Annotated in this window: 21 protein-coding genes; 10 read left to right on the forward strand and 11 right to left on the reverse strand. The window is 69.6% G+C overall.

Annotated features, from left to right (window positions below):
* Window positions 1-4: 4 nt before the first annotated feature.
* From QNO11_RS06120 to tkt, 3 genes are read right to left on the reverse strand one after another with little or no spacing between them, the layout of a single operon-like run.
* Window positions 5-1630 (reverse strand): phosphoglucose isomerase-related protein, encoded by a 1626-nt coding sequence (locus tag QNO11_RS06120; RefSeq protein WP_257509968.1) that lies wholly within the window; start codon window positions 1628-1630, stop codon window positions 5-7.
* The gene (gene tal, locus QNO11_RS06125) at window positions 1627-2742 is read right to left on the reverse strand and encodes a transaldolase (RefSeq protein ID WP_257509967.1); all 1116 of its coding nucleotides are present in this window, start codon (window positions 2740-2742) and stop codon (window positions 1627-1629) included. The genes QNO11_RS06120 and tal overlap by 4 nt, the downstream gene beginning before the upstream one ends.
* Window positions 2739-4838 carry a transketolase gene (tkt, locus tag QNO11_RS06130; RefSeq protein WP_257509966.1) on the reverse strand — a complete coding sequence of 700 codons (2100 nt, stop codon included), beginning with the start codon at window positions 4836-4838 and terminating at the stop codon, window positions 2739-2741. The genes tal and tkt overlap by 4 nt, the downstream gene beginning before the upstream one ends.
* A gap of 263 nt (window positions 4839-5101) precedes the next feature.
* Between tkt and QNO11_RS06135 the strand changes: the two genes are divergently transcribed.
* On the forward strand, window positions 5102-6025 hold the full coding sequence (locus tag QNO11_RS06135; RefSeq protein WP_257510118.1) for a heme o synthase: 924 nt from the start codon (window positions 5102-5104) through the stop codon (window positions 6023-6025).
* A 217-nt stretch (window positions 6026-6242) separates the two neighbouring features.
* The gene (locus QNO11_RS06140; RefSeq protein WP_257509965.1) at window positions 6243-7100 is read left to right on the forward strand and encodes an endonuclease domain-containing protein; all 858 of its coding nucleotides are present in this window, start codon (window positions 6243-6245) and stop codon (window positions 7098-7100) included.
* A 165-nt stretch (window positions 7101-7265) separates the two neighbouring features.
* On the opposite strand, the gene QNO11_RS06145 is transcribed toward QNO11_RS06140, so the two are convergent.
* Window positions 7266-7715: a dinucleotide-utilizing enzyme gene (locus QNO11_RS06145; protein ID WP_257509964.1), complete on the reverse strand. Its 450-nt coding sequence runs from the start codon at window positions 7713-7715 to the stop codon at window positions 7266-7268.
* Between the two features lie 84 nt (window positions 7716-7799).
* Window positions 7800-8732, reverse strand: coding sequence for a COX15/CtaA family protein (locus tag QNO11_RS06150; RefSeq protein ID WP_257509963.1), 933 nt, complete (start codon window positions 8730-8732; stop codon window positions 7800-7802).
* 250 nt (window positions 8733-8982) lie between these two features.
* Between QNO11_RS06150 and sufB the strand changes: the two genes are divergently transcribed.
* The 7 genes from sufB to QNO11_RS06185 all read left to right on the forward strand — a co-directional run bounded on the left by sufB (window position 8983) and on the right by QNO11_RS06185 (window position 15661).
* A complete protein-coding gene (gene sufB, locus QNO11_RS06155) occupies window positions 8983-10401 on the forward strand; it encodes a Fe-S cluster assembly protein SufB (protein WP_257509962.1) in 1419 nt (472 codons plus the stop codon).
* Window positions 10401-11591: a Fe-S cluster assembly protein SufD gene (gene sufD / locus QNO11_RS06160; RefSeq protein WP_257509961.1), complete on the forward strand. Its 1191-nt coding sequence runs from the start codon at window positions 10401-10403 to the stop codon at window positions 11589-11591. Before sufB ends, sufD begins: the two co-directional genes overlap by 1 nt.
* Window positions 11588-11914, forward strand: coding sequence for a non-heme iron oxygenase ferredoxin subunit (locus QNO11_RS06165; protein ID WP_257509960.1), 327 nt, complete (start codon window positions 11588-11590; stop codon window positions 11912-11914). Before sufD ends, QNO11_RS06165 begins: the two co-directional genes overlap by 4 nt.
* A 1-nt stretch (window position 11915) precedes the next feature.
* A complete protein-coding gene (gene sufC / locus QNO11_RS06170) occupies window positions 11916-12686 on the forward strand; it encodes a Fe-S cluster assembly ATPase SufC (RefSeq protein WP_257509959.1) in 771 nt (256 codons plus the stop codon).
* Window positions 12687-12695: 9 nt separating this feature from the next.
* Window positions 12696-13025, forward strand: coding sequence for a metal-sulfur cluster assembly factor (locus QNO11_RS06175; protein ID WP_257509958.1), 330 nt, complete (start codon window positions 12696-12698; stop codon window positions 13023-13025).
* A gap of 102 nt (window positions 13026-13127) precedes the next feature.
* Complete coding sequence (locus QNO11_RS06180) at window positions 13128-14303, forward strand: MalY/PatB family protein (protein WP_374113823.1); 1176 nt, start codon at window positions 13128-13130, stop codon at window positions 14301-14303.
* Complete coding sequence (locus tag QNO11_RS06185) at window positions 14300-15661, forward strand: MFS transporter (RefSeq protein WP_257509957.1); 1362 nt, start codon at window positions 14300-14302, stop codon at window positions 15659-15661. The genes QNO11_RS06180 and QNO11_RS06185 overlap by 4 nt, the downstream gene beginning before the upstream one ends.
* A 236-nt stretch (window positions 15662-15897) precedes the next feature.
* Here QNO11_RS06185 and QNO11_RS06190 read toward each other — a convergent pair whose 3' ends face one another.
* From QNO11_RS06190 to QNO11_RS06215, 6 genes are all read right to left on the reverse strand, one after another.
* A complete protein-coding gene (locus tag QNO11_RS06190) occupies window positions 15898-16800 on the reverse strand; it encodes a siderophore-interacting protein (RefSeq protein WP_257509940.1) in 903 nt (300 codons plus the stop codon).
* Window positions 16787-17647 carry an ABC transporter ATP-binding protein gene (locus QNO11_RS06195; protein WP_257509939.1) on the reverse strand — a complete coding sequence of 287 codons (861 nt, stop codon included), beginning with the start codon at window positions 17645-17647 and terminating at the stop codon, window positions 16787-16789. Before QNO11_RS06195 ends, QNO11_RS06190 begins: the two co-directional genes overlap by 14 nt.
* A complete protein-coding gene (locus tag QNO11_RS06200; protein ID WP_257509938.1) occupies window positions 17644-18669 on the reverse strand; it encodes a FecCD family ABC transporter permease in 1026 nt (341 codons plus the stop codon). Before QNO11_RS06200 ends, QNO11_RS06195 begins: the two co-directional genes overlap by 4 nt.
* Window positions 18666-19712 (reverse strand): FecCD family ABC transporter permease, encoded by a 1047-nt coding sequence (locus QNO11_RS06205; RefSeq protein WP_257509937.1) that lies wholly within the window; start codon window positions 19710-19712, stop codon window positions 18666-18668. The genes QNO11_RS06200 and QNO11_RS06205 overlap by 4 nt, the downstream gene beginning before the upstream one ends.
* A 5-nt stretch (window positions 19713-19717) precedes the next feature.
* Window positions 19718-20746 carry an iron-siderophore ABC transporter substrate-binding protein gene (locus QNO11_RS06210; RefSeq protein ID WP_257509936.1) on the reverse strand — a complete coding sequence of 343 codons (1029 nt, stop codon included), beginning with the start codon at window positions 20744-20746 and terminating at the stop codon, window positions 19718-19720.
* Window positions 20747-20933: 187 nt separating this feature from the next.
* The gene (locus tag QNO11_RS06215) at window positions 20934-21623 is read right to left on the reverse strand and encodes a DedA family protein (RefSeq protein WP_257509935.1); all 690 of its coding nucleotides are present in this window, start codon (window positions 21621-21623) and stop codon (window positions 20934-20936) included.
* A 170-nt stretch (window positions 21624-21793) separates the two neighbouring features.
* On the opposite strand from QNO11_RS06215, the gene QNO11_RS06220 reads away from it, so the two are divergent.
* Window positions 21794-23392, forward strand: coding sequence for an ABC-F family ATP-binding cassette domain-containing protein (locus tag QNO11_RS06220; protein WP_257509934.1), 1599 nt, complete (start codon window positions 21794-21796; stop codon window positions 23390-23392).
* The last annotated feature ends 29 nt before the right edge of the window (window positions 23393-23421 follow it).

Here is a 23421-nt window from a genome sequence, read left to right on the forward strand (position 1 = left end):
GGGATCAGTCCTCCAGGACGGCTTCGAACAGCGTGAGCACTTCGGCCTGCGGTTCGGTGAGCGTGAACGTGACGACGGGGCGCCCGTGGGCGGCGAGCACTGCGGCATCGCCTGCAGCCTGCGCGCGGATCAGCTGTCCGAACGTGAACGGGCGACCGGGGATCTCCAGATCCACTTCGCCGCCGTCGAGGATCTGCAGGAACACCCCGTTCGCGGGGCCGCCCTTGTGGTACTGCCCCGTCGAGTGCAGGAACCGCGGTCCCCAGCCGAACGTGGTCGGGCGTCCGCTGTCCGCGGCCACCATCTCGCGCAGGCCGGACAGGTGCGACAGCGCGAGGCGGTCGACGTATGCCTGCAGCGACACGTAGCCGTCGGCGGGCACCTGATCCCACAGCGCCTCGAGCACGCCGGCGATGGTGCCCGATGCCGCCAGGGTCGGGTCCGACACGCGCACCTCTACGCCGTCCTGCACGAATGCAGGAACGGACGGCTCCGGGCGGGCCTCGAGCAGGCCGCGGGTGGCGGTCTTGGCCGATTCGACGTCGGGCTGGTCGAACGGGTTGATGGCCAGCAGCAGCCCCGCGATCGCGGTGGTGTACTCCCAGACCACCAGCTGGGCACCGAGCGAGCCGCTGACGAGGATCTCGCCCTCGTGCTGCTCGAACAGGTGGAACTCGTTCGCTTCGTCGACGAGCCGCAGGATCTGCAGATCGGCTGGTTTGGCTTCCAGTTCGGGGGAGACCGGCAGCAGCACGACCGGCAGGATGCCGGTGCCGTTCTTGCCCGTCGACTCCGCGACGAGCTGCTCGATCCAGTCGGGCAGTCCCACGAGGTGGGTGCCGTCGGTGACCAGGCCCAGCTTGTCGCGGCGCGGCTGCCCGCCGGCGATGGCCGCCGCCAGCACGAGCGCCGGGTTGTCGGGGCTGTCGATGGCCACTTCCAGCAGCGTCGCCTCGGCCTCGTCGAGGAGCTCCGCGATATCGACGCCGGCGAGCCCGGTGGGCACCAGGCCGAAGGCCGTCAGCGCCGAGTAGCGGCCGCCGACGGTGGGGTCGGCGTTGAAGACGCGGTATCCGTCGGCGCGAGCCGACACGTCCAGCGGCGAACCCGGGTCGGTGACCACGACGATGTGCTGGGTCGGGTCCATGCCCAGATCCCGCCATGCCGTCTCGAAGGCGCGCTTGGCGGAATCGGTCTCGACGGTGGATCCGGACTTGGATGACACCACGAGTACGGTTTCGGCGAGGCCGCCCGTTTGGGCGTCACCGTCGATCGCGGCGAGCACCTGGCCGGGCGCGGTGGAGTCGAGGATGACCAGCGGCACGCCGTTGGTCTGCGAGATCACCTCGGGCGCCAGCGACGATCCGCCCATTCCGGCGAGGACCACCCGCGTGATGCCGCGCGAGAGGAACTCTTCACGCAGGGCGACGATCTCGGGCACCAGCGGACGCGAGACGCTGACCGCCTGCACCCAGCCGAGGCGCTGCGATGCCTCGGCTTCGGTTTCCGGGCCCCACAGGCTCCCGTCGCCGGCGGTGATCCCGCTGGCGACGAGGCTGGCGACAAGGCTGGGCAGGGTGTGCTCGACGGCCGCCTTGGCGTGTCCCGTGACCCGGATGTCAAAGGTCATGCCTGCGCCTTGGACCCTTCGAGCGCCGCGGTGACGGTGCCCTGCAGATCGTGCCACGAGGCGATGAACTTCTCGACGCCCTCGTCCTCGAGCACCTGGGTGACATCGACGAGGTCGATGCCGAGGCCGGCGAGCTCGTCGAACACGCGGTGGGCGTCGGCGTAGGCACCGGTGACGGCGTCGCCGGTGATCTCACCGTGGTCGAACGTGGCCTGCAGCGTCTTCTCCGGCATCGTGTTGACCGTTCCCGGTGCGACGAGCTCGGTGACGTACAGGGTGTCCGGCAGGGCCGGGTCCTTGACGCCGGTGGAGGCCCAGAGCGGCCGCTGCACGTTGGCCCCGACCTTCAGCAGGTCCTGCGCGCGCTTCTCGGCGAACTTCTGCTCGAACAGCTCGTAAGCCAGTCGGGCGTTGGCGATGCCGGCCTGCGACTTCAGGGCGAGGGCCTCGTCGGTGCCGAGGGCGGTGAGGCGCTTGTCGACCTCGGTGTCCACGCGGGAGACGAAGAAGGAGGCGACGGAATGGATGTGCGACAGGTCGAAGTCGCCGCTGTGGGCGCGCTCCAGCCCGGCGAGGTACGCGTCGATCACGTCGGCGTAGCGCTCGAGCGAGAAGATCAGCGTCACGTTGACGGAGATGCCGGCGGCGATCGTCTCGGTGATGGCGGGGAGCCCTGCCTTGGTGGCGGGGATCTTGATCAGCACGTTCGGGCGGTCAACGGCCGCGTACAGCTGCTTGGCCTGCGCGACCGTCGCGGCGGTGTCGTGGGCGAGGTCGGGGGAGACCTCGATCGACACGCGCCCGTCGACACCCTTGGTGGCGTCGTAGATGGGGCGGAAGATGTCGCACGCGTCGCGCACGTCCGTCGTGGTGAGCGCGAAGATCGTGTCGTCCGCCGAGGCGCCGGCGGATGCCTGTGCCGCGATGGCCTCTTCGTAGCCGATGCCGGCGGAGATCGCGCCCTGGAAGATCGTGGGGTTCGTGGTCACTCCGACGACGTTGCGGGTGTCGATCAGACCCTGCAGGTTGCCGGTGGTGATGCGCTGGCGGGAGAGGTCGTCGAGCCAGATGCTGACGCCGGCAGCGGACAGCTGGGCGGTGGGGGTGGTCATGCGTGGGTCTCCTTGAGCGTCTCGCGCGCCGCGGTGACGACGGCTTCGGCGGTGATGCCGAACTTCTCGAACAGGGTCTTGTAGTCAGCGGATGCGCCGAAGTGATCGATGGCAACCGAGCGGCCCGCGTCGCCGACGATGCCGCGCCAGGTGAGCGGGGAACCTGCCTCGACCGACACGCGCGCCTTCACGGCGGCCGGCAGGACGTGCTCGCGATACGCGGCATCCTGTTCGGCGAACCACTCCAACGAGGGCGCTGAAACGACGCGGGCGTTGATGCCCTCGGCGGCAAGGGTCTCGCGGGCGGCGACGGCCAGCTGCACCTCGGAGCCGGTGGCGATGAGGATCACGTCGGGCGTGCCGCCGGGGGCCTCCGCGAGGATGTAGGCGCCCTTCGCGGTCTGGTCGGCCGGGGCGAACTGGTCGCCCTCGGCGTCGCCGGTGCCGCGCGGGAGCACCGGGATGTTCTGGCGGGTCAGCGCGATGCCGACGGGGCCGCCGTTGCGGCGGAGGATCTCCAGCCACGCCGCGGCCGTCTCGTTCGCGTCGGCGGGGCGGACGACCGTGAAGTTCGGGATCGCGCGGAGGGTCGCCAGCTGCTCGATGGGCTGGTGGGTGGGGCCGTCCTCACCGAGGGCGACCGAGTCGTGCGTCCACACGAAGATCGAGGGCACGTTCATCAGAGCGGCCAGACGCACCGCGGGGCGCATGTAGTCGCTGAAGATCAGGAACGTGCCGCCGAAGGCGCGAGTCGGCCCGTGCAGCACGATGCCGTTGATGATCGCGCCCATCGCGTGCTCACGGATGCCGAAGTGCAGCACCCGGCCGTAGGGCGAACCGGACCACTCGTGGGTGGACCACTGCGCGGGGATGAAGCTCTTGGCGCTCTTGATGGTGGTGAGGTTCGACTCGGCGAGGTCCGCCGACCCGCCCCACAGCTCCGGGAGCTGCTCGGCGAGGGCGTTGATGACCAGGCCCGAGGCGGCGCGGGTGGAGACCGCCTTGCCCGCCTCGAACGAGGGGAGCGCCTCGGCGATGTCGGCGGGGAGTTCGTGCGCCTCGAGGCGATCCAGCAGCGCCTTGCGCTCGGGGTTGGCGGCAGCCCACGCGTCGAAGGCCTCCTGCCACGCGGCGCGCTCAGGGGCGACCCGTTCGGCCAGGCCCCGGGTGCGCTCGATCACGTCGTCGGCGACGACGAAGGACTGCTCGGGGTCGAAGCCCAGCACCTTCTTCGTCGCGGCCAGCTCATCGGCGCCCAGGGCGGAGCCGTGGATCTTGCCGGTGTTCTGCTTGCCGGGGGCGGGCCAGCCGATGATCGTCTTCAGCACGATCATCGAGGGACGGTCGGTCTCGCCCTTGGCCGCCTCGATCGCGGCATACAGCTCGGCGACGTCTTCGACGTATTCGCCGGTGCGCTTCCAGTCGACCGTCTGCACGTGCCAGCCGTACGCCTCGTAGCGCGCGGCGACGTCCTCCGTGAAGGCGACGTTGGTGTCGTCCTCGATGGAGATCTGGTTCGAGTCGTAGATCGCGATCAGGTTGCCCAGCTGCTGGTGGCCGGCGAGCGAGCCCGCCTCGCTGGTGATGCCCTCCTGCAGGTCGCCGTCGCCGGCGATCACGTACACGTAGTGGTCGAACGGCGACTGACCGGCGGGAGCCTCAGGGTCGAACAGGCCGCGCTCGTAGCGGGCGGCGTAGGCGAACCCGACGGCGGAGGCCAGCCCCTGACCGAGCGGCCCGGTCGTGATCTCCACACCGTCGGTGTGACCGAGCTCGGGGTGACCGGGAGTCTTCGAGCCCCACGTGCGCAGCGACTTCAGGTCGTCCAGCTCCAGGCCGAATCCGCCGAGGTAAAGCTGCACGTACTGCGTGAGCGAGGAATGGCCGGCGGAGAGGATGAACCGGTCACGGCCCAGCCAGTGGGTGTCCGTCGGGTCGTGGCGCAGCACCCGCTGATACAGCAGGTAGGCCGCCGGCGCGAGGCTCATCGCGGTGCCGGGGTGGCCGTTGCCGACCTTCTCCACTGCGTCCGCCGCCAGCACACGCGCGGTGTCCACCGCGCGCCGATCGATTTCGTCCCACTGCAACTCCGACACTAGGTCGCCTTTCTCAAGGGGAAAGCACCAGGTGAGGATGCCGGTCCGCAGCCCGCATCCGAGTGGAGTGAAGGGAAGACCGGTGGCACCGGCGCGCGTGTACTCAGCATACCGAAGCGGGCTCAGGCCCAGGCTATTCCCGTGACCTCGTGACACGGATCGCTCACGCGTTGACGGCCGTCCCGACCGAGGCGGCCCGGGTGGCCGCTGCGGGGCCATGCCATAGACTGGGGCGGCAGTACAAGCGGCAACTGGCGGGGGCAATGGACATCACGACGACGTCGAGCAGTGTGCGCACGACGGCACCCTCGTTCGGGAGGACGGTGCGCGCCTATGTCGCGCTGACCAAGCCCCGCGTGCTGGAGCTGCTGCTGGTCACGACCGTTCCGGTCATGGTGCTCGCCCAGGGCGGGCTGCCCAACCTCTGGCTCGTGCTGGCCACCGTCATCGGCGGGTCGCTGAGCGCCGGCTCTGCCGCAGCGTTCAACATGTATCTCGACCGTGACATCGACGCGCACATGAAGCGCACTGCCGGGCGCCCGATCGTCACCGGTGAGATCTCACCCCGCAACGCGCTCATCTTCTCGTGGGTGCTGGCTGTGGCATCCACCGTCTGGCTGCTGCTGACGACCAACTGGCTCGCCGCGACGCTGTCGGCGTTCGCGATCTTCTTCTACGTCGTGATCTACACGATCATCCTCAAGCGCCGCACCGAGCAGAACATCGTCTGGGGCGGGATCGCCGGGTGCTTCCCCGTGCTGATCGGCTGGTCCGCGGTGACGGGTTCGCTGTCGTGGAGCCCGTTCATCCTGTTCGCGCTGGTGTTCCTGTGGACGCCGCCGCACTACTGGCCGCTGTCGATGAAGTACAAGGGCGACTACGCCGAGGTCGACGTGCCCATGCTCGGCGCCACCCGCAACGGCACCCAGGTCGGGCTGCAGGTCATCCTGTACGCGTGGGCAACCGTCGCCTGCTCGCTGCTGCTGATCCCCGTCGCCGAGATGGGCCTGGTCTACTCGGTGTCGGCCGTGGTCTTCGGCGGCTGGTTCGTGTATGAGTCCCACGTGCTCTACAACCGCGCGGTGCGCGGCACCGAACCCAAGCCCATGCGGGTGTTCCACGCGTCGATCACGTACCTGACGCTGCTGTTCGTCGCGATCGCGATCGACCCGCTTCTTCCCTTCTAAGGCGCACGGGGCCATCCATCGCGCCAGTTCTTCGGTGAACTGCGGTAATTCGGAGCCGGGCGGCTGATCCGGTCCGAAGTCGCGGCGTTCCCCGAAGCAATGGCGAGCGGATGCCGCGGCGCAGTGTCTCCTCCATAGGCGCGAGATCGCCGCAGTCGTCCACGGATCGCGGTATCGGCGACGCGGGGTGCGTGCCGTGCCGGGCAGGGTGGGCGCCATGAGCGCGACGATCCGGACCGAGACGGCGATACGGGCACTGCGTGAGGGGGTCACCTCTCGCGGCGGTGTCGCCCGGGTGGCCAGTCTGCAGCGGGCGGGATGGTCGCGCCACTGCATCCGTCTCGCGCTGCAGCGCGGAATACTCGTGCGGGTGCGTCGGGACTGGGTCGCCGTGCCCGATGCGGATGCCGAGCTCGTCGCGGCCGCTCGCGACGGCGTCGTGCTCTCGTGCCTGACGCAGGCCCGGCGACGCGGGCTGTGGGTGCTGCGGGAGGATCGTCCGCACGTGGCAGCCGATCCGCACGCGGCCGGACACAAGGACTCGCGGGCGCTCGTGCACTGGGCGAGGCCGCTCGTGCCGCGGCATCCGGACGCCCTGGTGGATCCGATCGAGAACCTTCTGGCGCTCGTGGCGGCGTGCCAACCCCACGAGGCGGCGCTGGCGGTGTGGGAGTCGGCACTGCAGCAGGGGCTGGTGGTGCGGGCCGCGCTCGAGCGGCTGCCGCTGGATGCGGCATCCCGTCTTCTGCTCGACCAGGCGCAGTCGTTCGCCGGGTCGGGACTGGAGACGATCTTCGCGGCGCGACTGCGGTGGTTGCGAGTGCGGATCCTGCCGCAGGTGTGGATCCTGGGGCACCGCGTCGACTTCCTCATCGGGCAGCGGCTCATCGTGCAGGTCGACGGCAGGCAGCACATCGACCGTCAGCGGGCCGACGATGTCGCACACGACGCGGCGCTGATGCTGCACGGGTACCACGTCATCCGGGTCACGTACGAGCAGGTCCTGGGCGACTGGCCCGCCGTGCAGGACCTCATCTCCCGCGCCGTCGGGCAGGGCCTGCACCTCGCTCGGTGACGCAAACGCCGCGCCACGTCTTCGGAGAACGACGCGATTTCGGATGCAACCGGGGATCCGGGTCCGAGAATCGGGATTTCTCCGAAGACGTGGCGCGGCGAGAGACGCGGGGCGATCGCGCGATCGGGGCGATCGGGGCGATCAGGCGATCAGGCGATCAGGCGATCAGGCGCGGGGAGCTGCGGCGTCTGCCCCGGTGCCATCCGCGGGCGTGCGCGTGATGGCGGGCTCCTCGTGGGTGGTGGCAGCGGTGCGGACGGGCTCGTTCGGAGCGTCCGAAGCGTCGACGGCGGCATGCTCGGCCGACCAGTCGATGGGCTCCGCGGCAGCGACGGGAGCGGCGGCGACGGCGGCGGGCACGGCCGAACGCAGCGAAGCGACGGTGAGCGCGAGGGCCAGGCCCACGATGCCGGCACCGACGAGGATCGCACCGAAGACGGCCTCGATCTGGCCGACGTAGACCTCGACGCCGGTGGCGGTTCCGTCAGTCAGCGCAGAGCTCATGACGCCGAGACGATCGGTGAGGATGAGGGCGCCGGCGATGCCGCTGGCGAGCGATCCCGCGATCAGAACCCAGAACGGGATGCTGCGGACGAGACGGGGACGGGAAGACATACTGCTCCTTGACTGGGGGACGCGGCGCATACCGCCACGTCTTTCCAGCGTGCCCCACCGACCCGGACAGCTCCCCTGAGCGGGCTATGCGTCGGCTGTGCGCGGCGCCTTCAGGTGCAACACGACGACGGTCATCGCCGCCGCGGTGAGGGCGGCGAGCACCATGTGCACACCGACCGCGAGCTCGGGCAAGCCATTGCGGGCCTGGTAGAGCCCCACCGCGATCTGAACGAGCACGACGCCCAGGAGCGTGGTGATCCAGGTGCGGGTGGGCAGGCGCTTCGCCCACGCGCCGACCGTCAGCGCGAGCACCAGGACGAGCAGGGCATAGCCCGGCCACGCGTGGATGTGCTCCAGCAGCTCGGCATTGAAGCCGTTGCGTCCGGCGGCGGCATCGCCGGAGTGGGGCCCTGCGCCGGTGGTCAGCACACCGAAGACGATCGTGAGCGCCAGAACGAGCGTCGTGACGTGGGTGGTGATCGCGTACCAGATCGGCACGGCGCGCTCGCGCGGCCCCGGGGCGGCGTTCATCCGCACCAGGAACGCCGCGCACACGCAGACCAGCACGACCGAGGCGACGTAGTGGAAGCTCACGATGAACGGGTTCAGTCCGGTCAGCACCGTGAAGCCGCCGACGACGGCCTGCGCGACGACGCCGCCGAGCACGATCAGCGACAGCACGAACAGGTCGCGGCGCTGGGCGCGCATGCGCCACACCAACACGACGACGATGACCGCGAGGATGCCGACGAGCCCCGTCAGCGTGCGGTTGCCGAACTCGATGACGCCGTGGATGCCCATCTCAGGGGTGTTCACGAGCGAATCCGGGGTGCACGTCGGCCACGTCGGGCAACCCAGGCCCGAGCCGGTCAGGCGCACCGCACCGCCGGTGGCGATGATGAGCACTTCGGCCAGGAAGGACAGCCACGCGAACACGCGGATACGGCGATCCACCCGGTCGGGCAGCCAATCGCGGAACCGGGATGCCGGTGTCGTGGTCGCAGCCGTGTGGGCCATGTCGTCGCCTCCTGGGAAAGCGCACCGGATCGGGATCGGCCGGGCGCCGTGGCCACGCCGTGGCACCGGCGTTGCCTGTAGACTCGTGGGGTGGGGATGCCGCGCGCAAGCGCCGGACACCACTCACAGTCTAGGCGCGGATTCGCGCCGGTTTAGCGGGCCCGGAAGCGGCATCCCACCCTTTGAACTCCGCGGGGGAACAGGGAATGTCGGGACGGATACACCGTTGCGGCCCAGAGGAGGAATCGTCATGTCGGATGTGCTCATCGATCGTCCCGAGCTTGAAGGGCTGGGGGTGTACGAGTTCGGCTGGCACGACGCCGATGCCGCCGGTGCCACCGCCAAGCGCGGTCTCAGCGAGGCTGTCGTCCGCGACATCTCGGCTCTGAAAGCCGAGCCCGAATGGATGCTCAAGGCCCGCCTGAAGGGTCTGCAGCTGTTCGAGCGCAAGCCGATGCCGACCTGGGGCGCCGACCTCAGCGACATCGACTTCGACAACATCAAGTACTTCGTGCGCTCCACCGAGAAGCAGGCGCAGACCTGGGAAGACCTCCCGGAGGACATCAAGAACACGTACGAGCGTCTCGGCATCCCCGAGGCGGAGCGTGCGCGCCTGGTCTCCGGCGTCGCCGCGCAGTACGAGTCCGAGGTCGTCTACCACCAGATCCAGAAGGAACTGGAGGACCAGGGTGTCATCTTCATGGACACCGACACGGCCCTGCGCGAGCACCCCGAATTCTTCACCGAGTACTTCGGCAGCGTGATCCCGGCCGGCGACAACAAGTTCGCCGCACTGAACACCGCCGTGTGGTCGGGCGGCTCGTTCGTCTACGTCCCCCCGGGCGTGCACGTCGAGATCCCGCTGCAGGCCTACTTCCGCATCAACACGGAGAACATGGGCCAGTTCGAGCGGACGCTCATCATCGCCGACGAAGGCTCCTACGTTCACTACATCGAGGGCTGCACCGCCCCGATCTACCAGTCCGACTCGCTGCACTCCGCGGTCGTGGAGATCATCGTGAAGAAGAACGCTCGCGTTCGGTACACGACGATCCAGAACTGGTCGACCAACGTGTACAACCTCGTCACCAAGCGGGCCATCGCCCACGAAGGCGCGACGATGGAGTGGGTCGACGGTAACATCGGCTCCAAGGTCACCATGAAGTACCCCTCGATCTTCCTCGTCGGAGAGCGCGCGAAGGGGGAGACCCTCTCGGTCGCCTTCGCCGGTCCCGGCCAGCACCAGGATGCCGGCGCGAAGATGATCCACATGGCGCCGTACACGCAGTCGTCGATCATCTCCAAGTCCATCGCCCGCGGCGGCGGCCGTGCCGGCTACCGCGGCGAGGTGCGGGTGGATGCCAATGCGCACCACTCCGCCAACACGGTGCGCTGCGATGCGCTGCTGGTGGACACCAAGTCGCGTTCGGACACCTACCCCGCCATCGACATCCGTGTCGACGACGTGCAGCTGGGTCACGAGGCGACCGTGTCGAAGGTGAGCGAAGAGCAGCTGTTCTACCTGCAGTCGCGCGGCATGCCGGAGGACGAGGCCATGGCCATGATCGTCCGCGGCTTCATCGAGCCCATCGCCCGTGAACTGCCCATGGAGTACGCCCTCGAGCTGAACAAGCTCATCGAGATGGGCATGGAAGGATCCGTCGGCTGATGACGACAGCGACCCAGGCCCCCGCCACCCGCGCGGAGGGCCATATCGACCCTGCCGCGGCATTCGTTCCGGTGCAGACCCGCTCCGAGCGACCCACCTCCTTCGACCCGGCCGATTTCGACGTGCCCACCGGCCGCGAGGTCAACTGGAAGCACAGCCCGATCGCCCGTATGGGCGCCGTGTTCGTCGACGAGGACTCCGCCGCGCACGCGGTGGAGTACCGCTTCGACGTGCCGGCGCAGTTCCGCGTCGAATCGATCGGACCCGACGCGGCCGCACGGGGTGAGGTCTTCCGTCCCGAGGACCGCACCGCGGCGATCGCCTGGAAGCGCACGCCCGACGCGCTGCACGTGCGCATCCCGGCGAACGAGGAGCACGAAGGCACGCTGCGCATCGACCTGGTCGGTCGCGACGCGACGGCTCACGCCAACGCGCACATCATCGTCGAGGCCATGCCAAATTCGGCCGCGACCGTGCTGCTGTACCACTCCGGTGCCGCCCAGTACGCCCAGAACGTCGAGATCATCGTCCGCGACGGCGCCCGGTTGAACCTGGTGTCGGTGCAGCGCTGGGACGAGGATGCTGTGCACGTGGCATCCCACCAGGCGCGCGTGGACCGAGACGCCACCCTCACCCACGTCGTGGTCAGCCTCGGCGGCGGTGTCGTGCGCGTGAACCCCTCCGTGGAGCTGGCCGGCGCCGGCTCCGAGTGCAAGCTGTACGGTGTGTCGTTCTCCGACGCCGGCCAGCACCTGGAGAGCCAGGTGTTCATGCACCACAAGGGCCCGCACACCACCGGCGACGTGCTCTACAAGGGCGCGCTGCAGGGTGCGGATGCTCGCAGCGTCTGGATCGGTGACGTGCTCATCGGACCGGATGCCAGCGGCACCAACTCCTACGAGGCCAACCGCAACCTCGTGCTCACCGACGGCGCCCGCGCCGAGTCGATCCCGAACCTGGAGATCCAGACCGGTGACATCCAGGGCGCAGGTCACGCCAGCGCCACCGGACGTTTCGACGACGAGCAGCTGTTCTACCTGCAGGCTCGCGGCATCGATGAGGAAGAAGCGCGGCGCCTGGTCGTCGTCGGCTTCCTCGGCGAAATCGTGCAGAAGACCGGCATCCCTTCCCTGGAAGCCGAGCTCACCGCCGCGATTCTCGCCGAGCTCGAAGCAGGCGGGCAGGCATGAGCGCGACCCGTATCTGCGCGCTGAGCGAGCTGGAGCAGGACGCTGCCCGCCGTTTCGAGGTGGAGGGCGTGCCGATCGCGGTCGTGCTCGACTCGAACGGTGAAGTGCACGCGATCGGCGACACCTGCACGCACGGCGACATCTCGCTGTCAGAGGGGTTCGTGGAGGGTGAGACCCTCGAATGCTGGGCTCACGGCTCGGCGTTTTCGCTCCGCACCGGCAAGCCCCTCAATCTCCCCGCGTACGAGCCCGTCCCCGTTTACGTCGTCCAGATCGACGGCGACGATGTGCTCATCGACCCGAACCTGAAGAAGGAAGTCTGACATGTCTGTCCTCGAGATCCGCGACCTGCACGTGACGGTCGAGACCGATGAGGGAACGACCCCCATCCTCAACGGCGTGACCCTCACGATCAGCACCGGTGAGACGCACGCCATCATGGGCCCCAACGGCTCGGGCAAGTCCACCCTCGCCTACACGATCGCCGGCCACCCCAAGTACACCGTCACGAGCGGTTCCATCACGTTCGACGGTGACGACGTGCTGGCGATGACCGTCGACGAGCGCGCCCGCGCCGGCCTGTTCCTGGCGATGCAGTACCCGGTGGAAATCCCCGGCGTCACGGTGACGAACTTCCTCCGTACCGCCAAGACCGCCATCGATGGCGAAGCGCCCGCGATCCGCACCTGGACCAAGGACGTCAAGGGCGCGATGAAGAACCTGCGCATGGACCCCAAGTTCGCGCAGCGCAACGTCAACGAGGGCTTCTCCGGCGGCGAGAAGAAGCGCCATGAGATCCTGCAGCTGGAGCTGCTGCGTCCCAAGCTCGCGGTGCTCGACGAGACCGACTCCGGTCTGGACGTCGACGCGCTGAAGATCGTCTCCGAAGGCGTCAACCGCGCCAAGGAGAACACCGGTCTGGGCGTGCTGCTGATCACGCACTACACCCGCATCCTCCGCTACATCCGTCCCGACTTCGTGCACGTCATGGTCGCGGGACGGATCGCCGAGGAGGGCGGCCCCGAGCTGGCCGACCGTCTCGAGAGCGAGGGGTACGACCGTTACCTCGAGCCCGTGACCGACGTGGATGCGTAGAATCGCATCATGACCGCCACCCTCTCTCCAGAGAAGTACGACGAGGTCACCGAGGCGCTCAAAGACGTCATGGACCCCGAACTCGGGATCAACGTCGTCGACCTCGGTCTGATCTACGACCTGGCGTGGGACGACGAGAACGACGCCCTGATCATCCATATGACGCTGACGTCGGCGGGGTGCCCGCTGACGGATGTGCTCGAGGAGCAGACAGCGCAGTCGCTGGACCAGGTCGTCGACCGCTTCCGCATCAATTGGGTGTGGATGCCGCCGTGGGGCCCAGAACGCATCACCGACGACGGTCGGGACATGATGCGAGCCCTCGGCTTCGCCATCTGACGCGACACGGGCCGACACCGGACAACGGTGTCGGCCCGTTTTCATGTCAAGGTGGAGCAGCGCGCCGTCGCGCGCCTGAACCCCGGGACGATTGGCCACAGCGTGAACGACACCCCTCTGCAGGCACCGCCGCTGCAGGCACCGCCGCTCGAGCTGCTGCGCCAGCGCAGCAGCACGAAGTGGCGCACGTACCCCGACGATGTGCTGCCGCTGTTCGTGGCGGAACTGGACTTCGCGCTCGCCCCGGCGATCACCGACGTGCTGACGCAGGCGGTCGCCCGCGGCGACACCGGCTACACCCCGCCCGACCCCGGCATCCGCACCGCCTTCAGCGCGTACGCACGTCGGCACTGGGACTGGGAGGTCACGCCGGAGCGGGTGCGCTCCACCGCCGACGTCATGATGGGCGTCGTGGAACTGCTGCGCGCGACGATCACGCCCGGCGACCGCGTCGTGATCACCCCGCCGGTGTACCCGCCGTTCGCCGACTGCATCCTCGAGGCGGGCGGCGTGGTGGAGCGCGTGCCGCTCGTGGACACCGGTGACGGCTGGGAGCTGGACCTGCTGGGGGTGGAGGCAGCGTTCGCCGGGGGAGCCAGGGCGATGCTGCTGTGCAACCCGCACAACCCCACCGGCACCGTGCATTCGCGCGAGACGCTCGCGGCCCTCGCTGACATCGCCGCCGGATTCGGAGCCACCGTCATCAGCGACGAGATCCACGCGCCGCTGACGCACCCCGGCGCCCGGTTCACGCCCTATCTCGCGTCGTCGCCGGTGGCGGCGCGCACCGGATACGCCGTGACCAGTGCCAGCAAGACCTACAACCTCGCCGGGCTGAAGTGCGCCGTCATGGTGACCGCGGCGGCGGAGACGAACGCCGTCGTCCAGGCCATGCCGGCCGAGGTGGAGTGGCGCACCGGCCTGTTCGGTGCCCTCGCCAACGTGGCTGCGTTCGCGCCCGAGAGCGATGAGTGGCTGCTGAGCCTGCGCGCCGCGCTCGACGAGAACCGCCGGCTGCTGGCTGGCCTGCTCGCCGAGCACGTGCCCGGTGCGCGCTACCGCATCCCCGACGCCGGCTTCCTCGCCTGGGTCGACCTCAGCGCGCTGGGCTGGGGCGACAACCCGGCGGCGAAGATCCTGCGGGAGGCTCGGGTCGCGCTGCACTACGGGCCCGCCTTCGGGGCGGAGGGTGCCGGGTACGTGCGGATCAACTTCGGGTGCTCGCCCGAGGTGCTGCGCGAGGCCGTCGAGCGCGTCGGCGCGCTCGTCCGAGCGTGAGCGGTCAGCGCACCGCGGGGATCTGGGCGCCGCAGTACGTCTGGGTGACCGTCGGCGCGGTCGCGATGATCTTCCTCGCCGCGACGCAGGCCCTGGCCGTGACGACCGTGATGCCGGTGGTCAGCGCCGACCTCGACGGCGAAGCGCTGTACGCCGTCGCGTTCTCGGCGACGCTCGCGACCAGCGTGATCGGCATGGTCGTCGTGGGTGCCTGGTGCGACCGGTCCAGTCCGGTCGCGCCGCTGACCAGCGCGGTGGTGCTGTTCGCGGCGGGGCTGATCGTCGCGGGCTTCGCCCCCACGATGGAGGTGCTCGTCGCCGGCCGACTGCTGCAGGGGCTCGGCACCGGGGGCCAGACCGTGGCGCTGTACGTCGTGGTTGCGCGCATCTTTCCCGCGCAGCTGCACGGTCGCGTGTTCGCGGCGTTCTCCGCCGCCTGGGTGGTGCCGTCGCTGGTCGGTCCGGTGCTGGCCGGTGCGGTGGCGGAATTCCTGCACTGGCGCTGGGTGTTCCTGGGCGTCGCGGCGCTCACCGTCGTGGCGTTCCTGCTGGTGTGGTTGCGGCTGCGCGGCACCGACCTGACCACGGCGCACCCGGACCGATCGCCGATCGCCGCCCGCCTGGTGTGGGCATCGCTCGTCGCCGCCGGTGCACTGGCCCTCAGCCTGGCGGGCGAAGCCGGTGCGTGGATGCCACTGGTGGTGGCGGCATCCGTCCTGCTGGTGCTCGTGACCACGCGGCCGCTGCTGCCGCGGCGCACGCTCACCAGCGGCCGGGGTCTGCCCAGCGTCGTGCTCATGCGCGCGCTGATCGCCGGCTCGCTGTTCGGTGCCGAGATCTACGTGCCGAAGCTGCTGATCGACGACTACGGATTCTCGCCGGTGTGGGCGGGGCTCGGGCTGACCGCCGCCGCGCTGCTGTGGGCGCTCGGCGCCGCGGTGCAGGGCCGCTGGGGCGACCTGCTCGGCAACGCCCGCATCACCGTGCTCGGCACGGTGCTGCTGTTCGCGGCGATCGCGATCGCCGGTGTGACGGCGCTGTGGCACCTCGAACCGGTCGTGCTCGTCGTGGGCTGGTCGCTGGCCGGCGCCGGCATGGGGCTGATGTACCCGCGCCTGACCGTGCTGACGCTGGCGTACTCGACGCCGCAGAACCAGGGGTTCAACTCGTCGGCGCTGTCGATCTCGGACTCGATCGGGTCGGCCGTCGTGATCGCGACCATGGGGATCGTGTTCACCGCCCTGGTCGGCACCGGCGTCGCGTACCCGGTGGTCTTCGGGATCGGTGCCGCGGTGGCGCTGCTGGCGCTGATCCCCGGTCTCCGGCTCGGGCACGCCCACGAGCCCGCCCGCGAGTGAGTATTCGCGCCGCCGAGTGAGTATTCGCGCCGCCGAGTGAGTATTCGGGGGAGGCGACGGCGCGGCATCCGCTTGCCAGTTCTTCGGAGTTCTGCGGTATTTCGGAGCCGATCGCGCGGACTGGTCCGGAGTATTGCGGTTCTCCGAAGTTGTGGCGCGGCAGGGCGGGCAGGGCGGGCAGGGCGGGCAGGGCGGGCTGGACGGGGAGGGCGGGCGGGACGGGCGGATGCCGCGGCTCAGTTCTCCGCTTTGCCCAGGCGCCAGTAGCCCATGAACGCGACCGCGCGGCGGTCGACGCCCTGCTCAGAAACGAGCTGACGCCGCAGCGTCTTGATCGCCCCCGACTCGCCGGCCAGCCACGCGTACAGTGGGGCGCTCTTGAGCGCGGCGCCGCCCTTCGCGGTGCGGGGGACCTCCCAGAGGATCTCGTTGTCCACGTCGATCTCCTCGACCGCGGCTCCGCGACCGGCCGGTGCCAGGCGCGCGGCGGCATCGGCCACAGACGGCAGCAGGTGCGCGTGGCGGTCGTCGCTGCGCGCACTGATGACGTACTCGAACCCGGCGTGATGCGGCAGGTACGCCGCGTCGGCGGGGTCGGGGACTTCCAGCACCACGACTCCGCACGCCTCTTCGGGCAGCTGCTCCAGGATCACGGCGAGCGCGGGCGCGGCGGTCTCGTCGCCGGCCAGCAGCATGTGGTCAGTGCGTGCGGGCGGGACGAAGTCGATCCCGAAGCTCACACCGGTGTGCGCGACGGTGGGCGCGAAGATCAGCACCTCGTCGCCGACGACCGCGCGCTCGATCCACGCCGATGCCGGTCCCTGCACGTCGTGGGCCACCATGTCGATGTCGACCTCGTGCGCGTCGGCGCGCACGGCGCGGGTCGTGTAGGTGCGAAACGGCGGCCGGGCGTCTTCGGGCAGGTCCCGCCACTGCAGGTACCAGTTCTCGCCGGTCGGCATGGCATCCAGCCCCACCGTCAGCGTCGGGAACACGATCTTCACGCGCTGGTCGAATCCGGGGTCGCCGTACTCGGCGAGGTCGTCGCCGGCGAACGTGAACCGGCGGAAGCTGGGGGTCAGGTCGGTGATCGCGCTCACCCGCGCGCGGAAGAAGCGGGACGTGTCAGCGGCTGCCATCGGGATCTCCAGGTGCGGTCGGTTCGGGCACTGCCGGGTCGGGCGCGGGCAGGACGTGATGGCGACCGCGAGGCAGCACGATCGGGGATCCCGAAACAGGGTCGGGGACCACGACGCAATCCAGATCGAACACGTCGCGGATGAGGTCGTCGGTGATGACCTCCGACGGCGCACCGCAGGCTACGACGCGCCCGGAGCGCAGCGCGAACACGTGATCGGCGTAGCGGGCGGCGAGGTTAATGTCGTGCAGCACCATGACGATCGTCGTGCCGCGGTTGCGGTTGAGGTCGGTCAGCAGGTCCAGCACCTCGACCTGGTGCGCCACGTCGAGGAACGTCGTCGGCTCGTCCAGCAGCAGCACGTCGGTCTCCTGCGCCAGCGCCATCGCGATCCACACCCGCTGCCGCTGCCCACCCGACAGCTCGTCCACGGGACGGTCTGCCAGGTCCGTGGTGCCGGTGTCGCTCAGCGCCTGCGCGACGACGGCGTAGTCGTGTTCGCTCCACCGCGCCATCAGCTTCTGATGCGGATGCCGCCCCCGGCCGACGAGGTCCGACACGGCGATGCCCTCCGGCGCGATGGGGCTCTGCGGAAGGAGCCCCAGCGTGCGGGCGATCTCCTTCGTCGGTTGCCCGCGCAGCGCCTTGCCGTCCAGGAGCACCTGACCGGACGTGGGCGAGATGAGCCGGGCCAGCGCGCGCAGCAGGGTCGACTTGCCGCAGCCGTTGGCCCCGACGATCGCGGTGATGCGGCCGGGCGGGATCTCCAGGTCGAGACCGTCGATCACGGTGCGATCACCGTATGCGAGGGTGAGCGCCTCGGCGGTGAGGGTGTGGGCGGTGCTCATAGCGAGCCTCCCGAGCGGTTGGTCCTGACGAGAAGGTAGATGAGGTAGGGCGCACCGAGGATGCCGGTGATGACGCCGACCGGGTACCGGTTGCCGACCGCGAACTGACCGATCAGGTCGGCCACGAGTACGAGCAGCGCGCCCACCAGCCCGGCCGGCAGCAGCAACGACCCGCCGGAGCCGACGACGCGGGCCGCGATGGGTCCCGCCATGAACGCGACGAATGCGATGGGGCCGGCGGCGGCGGTCGCAAAGGCCAGCAGAGTCACCGCGCCGACGATCAGCAGCACCCGCGTGCCGTTGATGTGCACGCCCAGCGCGGCGGCCGTGTCGTCGCCGAGTCGCAGCGCCCCGAGATTGCGCCCCTGGCTGAGCATGATCGGCACGATGAGAACGCACGCTGCGAGCACCGGCAGCACGGTGGACCACGTTGCGCCGTTGAGGCTGCCCGAGAGCCACTGCATCGCCGTCTGCAGGTCCCAGGCCGCAGCACGCGAGAGGACGTACGTCACGACGCTGTCGAGCATCGCCGCGATGCCGATGCCGATCAGGATCAACCGCGTGCCAGCGAACCCGCCCCGGTTGGACAGCAGGTAGATCACCGCCGCGGCCAGCAGCGCGCCGCCGAGGGCGAGCAGCGAGACGGCGCTGTCGTCCAGCGCCAGCACGATGATGCCGATCACCGCGGCAGCGCTCGCGCCGGAGGTGATGCCGATGATGTCGGGGGAGGCGAGCGGGTTGCGCAGCATCGTCTGGAAGGTCGCGCCGGCCAGCCCCAGGGCGAAGCCGGCGAACAGTCCGAGCGTCGCACGGGGAAGGCGCAGCTCACCGACGGTGAACGACGCGCCGGGCACGGTCTGCCCGAAGATGACAGCGAGCACTTCGCCGGGGGAGTAGAAGGTCTGCCCGATCATGAGGCTCAGCGCGTAGACCACCGCGATCAGCGCGATGAGGAGGCAGGTCACCGATGCCCGCCGACGCAGCCGCGACTTCCTGCCGGCGCGGATCAGCTGCGCGGTCACAGTTCTCTCACCTTCTGGCGGCGCACGATCCAGATGAACACCGGGGCGCCGATGAGAGCGGTGATGATGCCGACCTCGATCTCGGACGGGCGTGCGACGACCCGCCCGACGACGTCGGCGGCCACGAGCAGCGCTGCCCCCGCGACGGCGGAGAACGGCAGCAGCCAGCGGTGGTCGGTGCCGATGAGCAGCCGGCACAGGTGCGGGATCACCAGGCCGACGAAGCCGATGGGGCCGGCGATCGCGGTCGCCGCGCCGCACAGCACGATGGCGCCGGCAGAGGAGATGAGCCGCGTGCGCGCGACGTGCTCGCCGAGACCGGCGGCAAGATCGTCGCCCAGCGCCAGCGAGTTCATACCGCGCGCGGTGGCCAGGCAGATCAGCGCGCCGATGGCGAGCACCGGCAGCAGCGCGCCGATGCGGTCCCAGGTGGCGCCGCCGACGCCGCCGATCTGCCAGAAGCGGAACGTCTCGAGCACGTCCACCCGCGGCAGCAGCACCGCGCTGACCAGCGACATGAACGCCGCGGAGGTGGCAGCACCGGCGAGCGTGAGCTTCAGCGGGGTGGCACCGCCGCGGCCGAGCGAACCGACGCTGTAGACGAAGACCGCCGCACCGGCGGCGCCGGCGATCGCGACGGCCATGACGCTGTACGGCGCAGACAGACCGAAGAAGGCGATGCCGACCACGACGGCCAGGCTCGCGCCGCCGGAGACTCCGAGGATGCCGGGGTCAGCCAGCGGATTGCGGGTGACCGCCTGCATCGTCGCCCCTGACATCGCCAGCGCCGCCCCGACCAGGATCGCCAGCACGGTGCGCGGCAGTCGCGCCACGACCGCCGCCTGCGCGATGCCGTCGGTGTCTCCGCCGAAGGCCTGGATGATCTCTGCGAGGGATACATCCCGCACGCCGAAGGCGACGGATGCCACGACGGCCAATGCCAGCACCACGGCGCCTGCTCCGACCCACGCCAGCCGCACCGCCACCGGACGCCGCAGAGCGGCGGTCTCCGGCAGCGGTGCGGGAGTGCGAAGGTCGGTCACCTCGTCTAGCCGAGCGCGCCCGCGAGCACCGCGAAGTACTCGTCGATGCCCCAGCCGATCGACAGCGGCGACGGGTTCGCGGATGCCGCGAGCGGCGTGGAGTCCTCGAGGATCGCGATGCGGCCCTCGGCGATGGCGGGAATGCGTGAGAGCAGCGGATCAGCCTGCAGCTGCTCGATGATCGCCCCGTCGGCGGAGCCGTAGGTGACGAACACGTCGACGTCGGCGAAGCGGTCGGCCTGCTCCGAGCTGACGGTGACGTAGAACGCGTCCGTGCCTTCGGATTCCTCGGTCACTACGGCGGGTGCGGGCAGTCCCAGGCTCTCCAGGAAGCCCGGCCGGGTGTCGTGGCTCGTGTAGAAGCCGACGGTGCTGAGGTCTGCGGCATCCAGGTAGGAGAACAGCACCTTCGCATCGGCAAGTCCCGGCTGCGCCGCAAGGGCGGTGTCGATCTCGGCGTGGAGATCCTCGACCAGCTGCTCGCCTTCCTCGGCGAGACCGAGCGCAGCGGAGTTGAGCAGCGTCATGTCCTCCCACGAGGTGGCCCAGGGGATCTCGGGGAACGCGACGACCGGCGCGATCTTCGACAGCGTGTCGTACTCCTCCTGAGTCAGGCCGGAGTAGGAGGCGAGGATGACGTCGGGGTTCGTGTCGGCGACGGCTTCGAAGTCGATGCCGTCGGTCTCGTCGAACAGCACCGGGGTCTCGGCGTCGAGCTCCTCAAGGCGCTCCTGGACCCACGGCAGCACGCCGTCCCCGTCATCGTCGCCCCACGCCGCCTTGGCCATGCCGACCGGAACGATGCCGAGGGCCAGAGGCACTTCGTGGTTCGCCCACGCGACGGTGGCGACGCGTTCGGGCTTCTCCGTGATCGTCGTCTCGCCGAGTGCGTGCTCGATCGTGACGGGGAACGTCCCATCGGACGATCCGGCCTCGCCGGCGGCATCCTCGGGGGTGTTGCCGGCACAGCCGGAGAGCAGCAGGGTGGCCGCGGCGACGGCGGCGGTGGCGACTGCGAAGCGAGTGCGGGGCATGGCAACCTCCGATGGTTGAGTGAGCCCGACAATGTTAGGGCAGGCTTACTTTACTTCCTGTCCCTGTGATGTGCCGAATCGAAATCGACCAGTCGGTTGCAGCGCAGTGCGGCCAGCAGGAGGGTGAGCACGGCGGCGAGACCGACGCCTGTCCGATGAGGCTATGGACGCGGTGCCCGCGGGTACATCAGCCTGCGGTGCCGTCCGCCCCCGTACCCAGGGGTGAAGTGATGCGGTGGGCGATGAAGTCGTCAAGCTCGCGGGGCGCGGCAGTCCCGCGGGCGTGCCTGCGGCGCCGGATGGCGGAGACCCGGTCGATTGCGACACCGATGACCAGCGCCAGCAGGATGCCGGCGAGGGCGCTGAGCAGCGGCTGGTCGGCAAGCCAGTGGCCCGCCACCAGTCCGAGACCCGTGCTGTACGCCGCCCAGGTGACGACGGCGATGGCGCTGAGCGGGAGGAAGCGGCGCCATCCGAAGCCCAGCGCTCCGGCGGACATGTTCACGGCGACACGGCCGACGGGGATGTAGCGGGCCCCGATGATCAGCGGCGCACCGCTGCGATCCAGGGCTGTCCTTGCCCACGTGAAGGTGGCGGCCACCCGGGGCCGGCGCATCCAGGCCCACCGCCGCATGCCGACCGAGTGACCGACCGCGTAGGCGAGGTTGTCGCCGATCAGCGCACCGGCGGCGGCGACCGTCGCCAGCAGCACCAGGTTCGGACCCCCCGCCGACACCGTCACGGCGGCCGCGGCGACCAGCACCGTCTCGCTCGGCACCGGCGGGAAGAACCCGTCCACGATGGCCAGGGTGAGCATGAGGAGGTACAGCCACGGTGAGGCCACCGCCTGCAGGATGAGCTCGTTGACGACGTCCATACCGCGACGTTATGAACCCGGCGCGCGCTCCCGCATCCCTCTGAAGTAGCACAGGGTCACCCGCTGGTGGTGTCTTGGGGCGTCGGGCGGGCGCCCAGGTGGCCCGACCTATACTGGGAGGCTGGCCCCGCGCCAGACCCCACCACCCCCTTTGAGAACGGACGTTCGCTGTGCTTGCCGTACACGACCTCGAGATCCGCGTAGGCGCCCGCGTGCTTATGTCGAATGTCTCCTTCCGCGTGTCCGACGGCGACAAGATCGGTCTCGTCGGCCGTAACGGGGCGGGAAAGACCACCCTCACGAAGGTGTTGGCCGGCGATCTGCAGCCTGCCGACGGCAGGGTGGACCGCTCCGGAGAACTGGGCTACCTGCCGCAGGATCCCCGCAGCGGCAACCCCGAAGACCTCGCCCGCACCCGCATCCTCGATGCCCGCGGTCTGGGGCAGCTGGCCATCGGCATGCACGAGGCGTCGCTGGCGATGGCATCGGACGATGCGGATACCGCGGCGAAGGCCATGCGCAAGTACGGCAACCTCACCGAGCGGTTCGAGGCCCTGGGCGGCTACACCGCCGAGGCCGAAGCGGCCACCATCGCGCACAACCTGTCGCTGCCGGACCGCATCCTCGACCAGCCGCTGTCGACCCTCTCCGGTGGGCAGCGTCGCCGCATCGAGCTGGCCCGCATCCTTTTCTCCGACGCCGAGACGATGATCCTCGACGAGCCGACGAACCACCTCGACGCCGACAGCGTCGTGTGGTTGCGCGAGTTCCTCAAGAACTACAAGGGCGGGCTCATCGTGATCTCGCACGACGTGGAGTTGGTCGGGGAGACGGTCAACCGCGTGTTCTACCTCGACGCGAACCGCCAGGTCATCGACGTCTACAACATGAACTGGAAGAACTACCTGCGTCAGCGGGTGGCCGACGAGGAGCGCCGCAAGAAGGAGCGCGTCAACGTCGAGAAGAAGGCCACCGTCCTGCAGCTGCAGGCTGCCCGGTTCGGTGCGAAGGCGTCCAAGGCGGCTGCCGCGCACCAGATGGTCGCGCGCGCCGAGAAGATGCTCGCGGGCCTGGACGACGTGCGTCAGCAGGACCGCGTGGCCAAGCTGCGTTTCCCCAAGCCGGCGCCGTGCGGCAAGACGCCGCTCATGGCCACCGGTCTGTCGAAGTCGTACGGGTCGCTGGAGATCTTCACCGACGTCGACCTCGCGATCGACCGCGGCTCGAAGGTCGTGGTGCTGGGGCTCAACGGAGCGGGCAAGACGACGCTGCTGCGCATCCTCGCCGGCGTCGACCAGCCCGACACCGGACGCCTGGAGCCCGGGCACGGCTTGAAGATCGGTTACTACGCGCAGGAGCACGAGAACCTCGATGTGAACCGGTCGGTGCTCGAGAACATGATGTCCGCCGCTCCGGACATCAACGCGACCGAGGCGCGCAAGGTGCTCGGCTCGTTCCTGTTCACCGGTGACGACGTGCTCAAGCCCGCATCTGTCCTCTCCGGTGGCGAGAAGACGCGACTGTCGCTGGCGACGCTCGTCGTCTCCAGCGCCAACATGCTGCTGCTGGATGAGCCCACCAACAACCTCGACCCTGCGTCGCGCGAAGAGATCCTCGATGCGCTGTCGCACTACGAGGGCGCTGTCGTGCTGGTCTCGCACGACGAGGGCGCAGTGCATGCCCTCAACCCCGAGCGGGTGCTCATCCTCCCGGACGGCGTCGAGGACCTCTGGGGCCGCGACTACGCGGACCTGATCACGCTCGCCTGACCGGCCGGCGTCCGCGCCGCCCTCAGGGC

The organism is Microbacterium sp. zg-B96 (assembly GCF_030246865.1).
Lineage (GTDB): Bacteria > Actinomycetota > Actinomycetes > Actinomycetales > Microbacteriaceae > Microbacterium.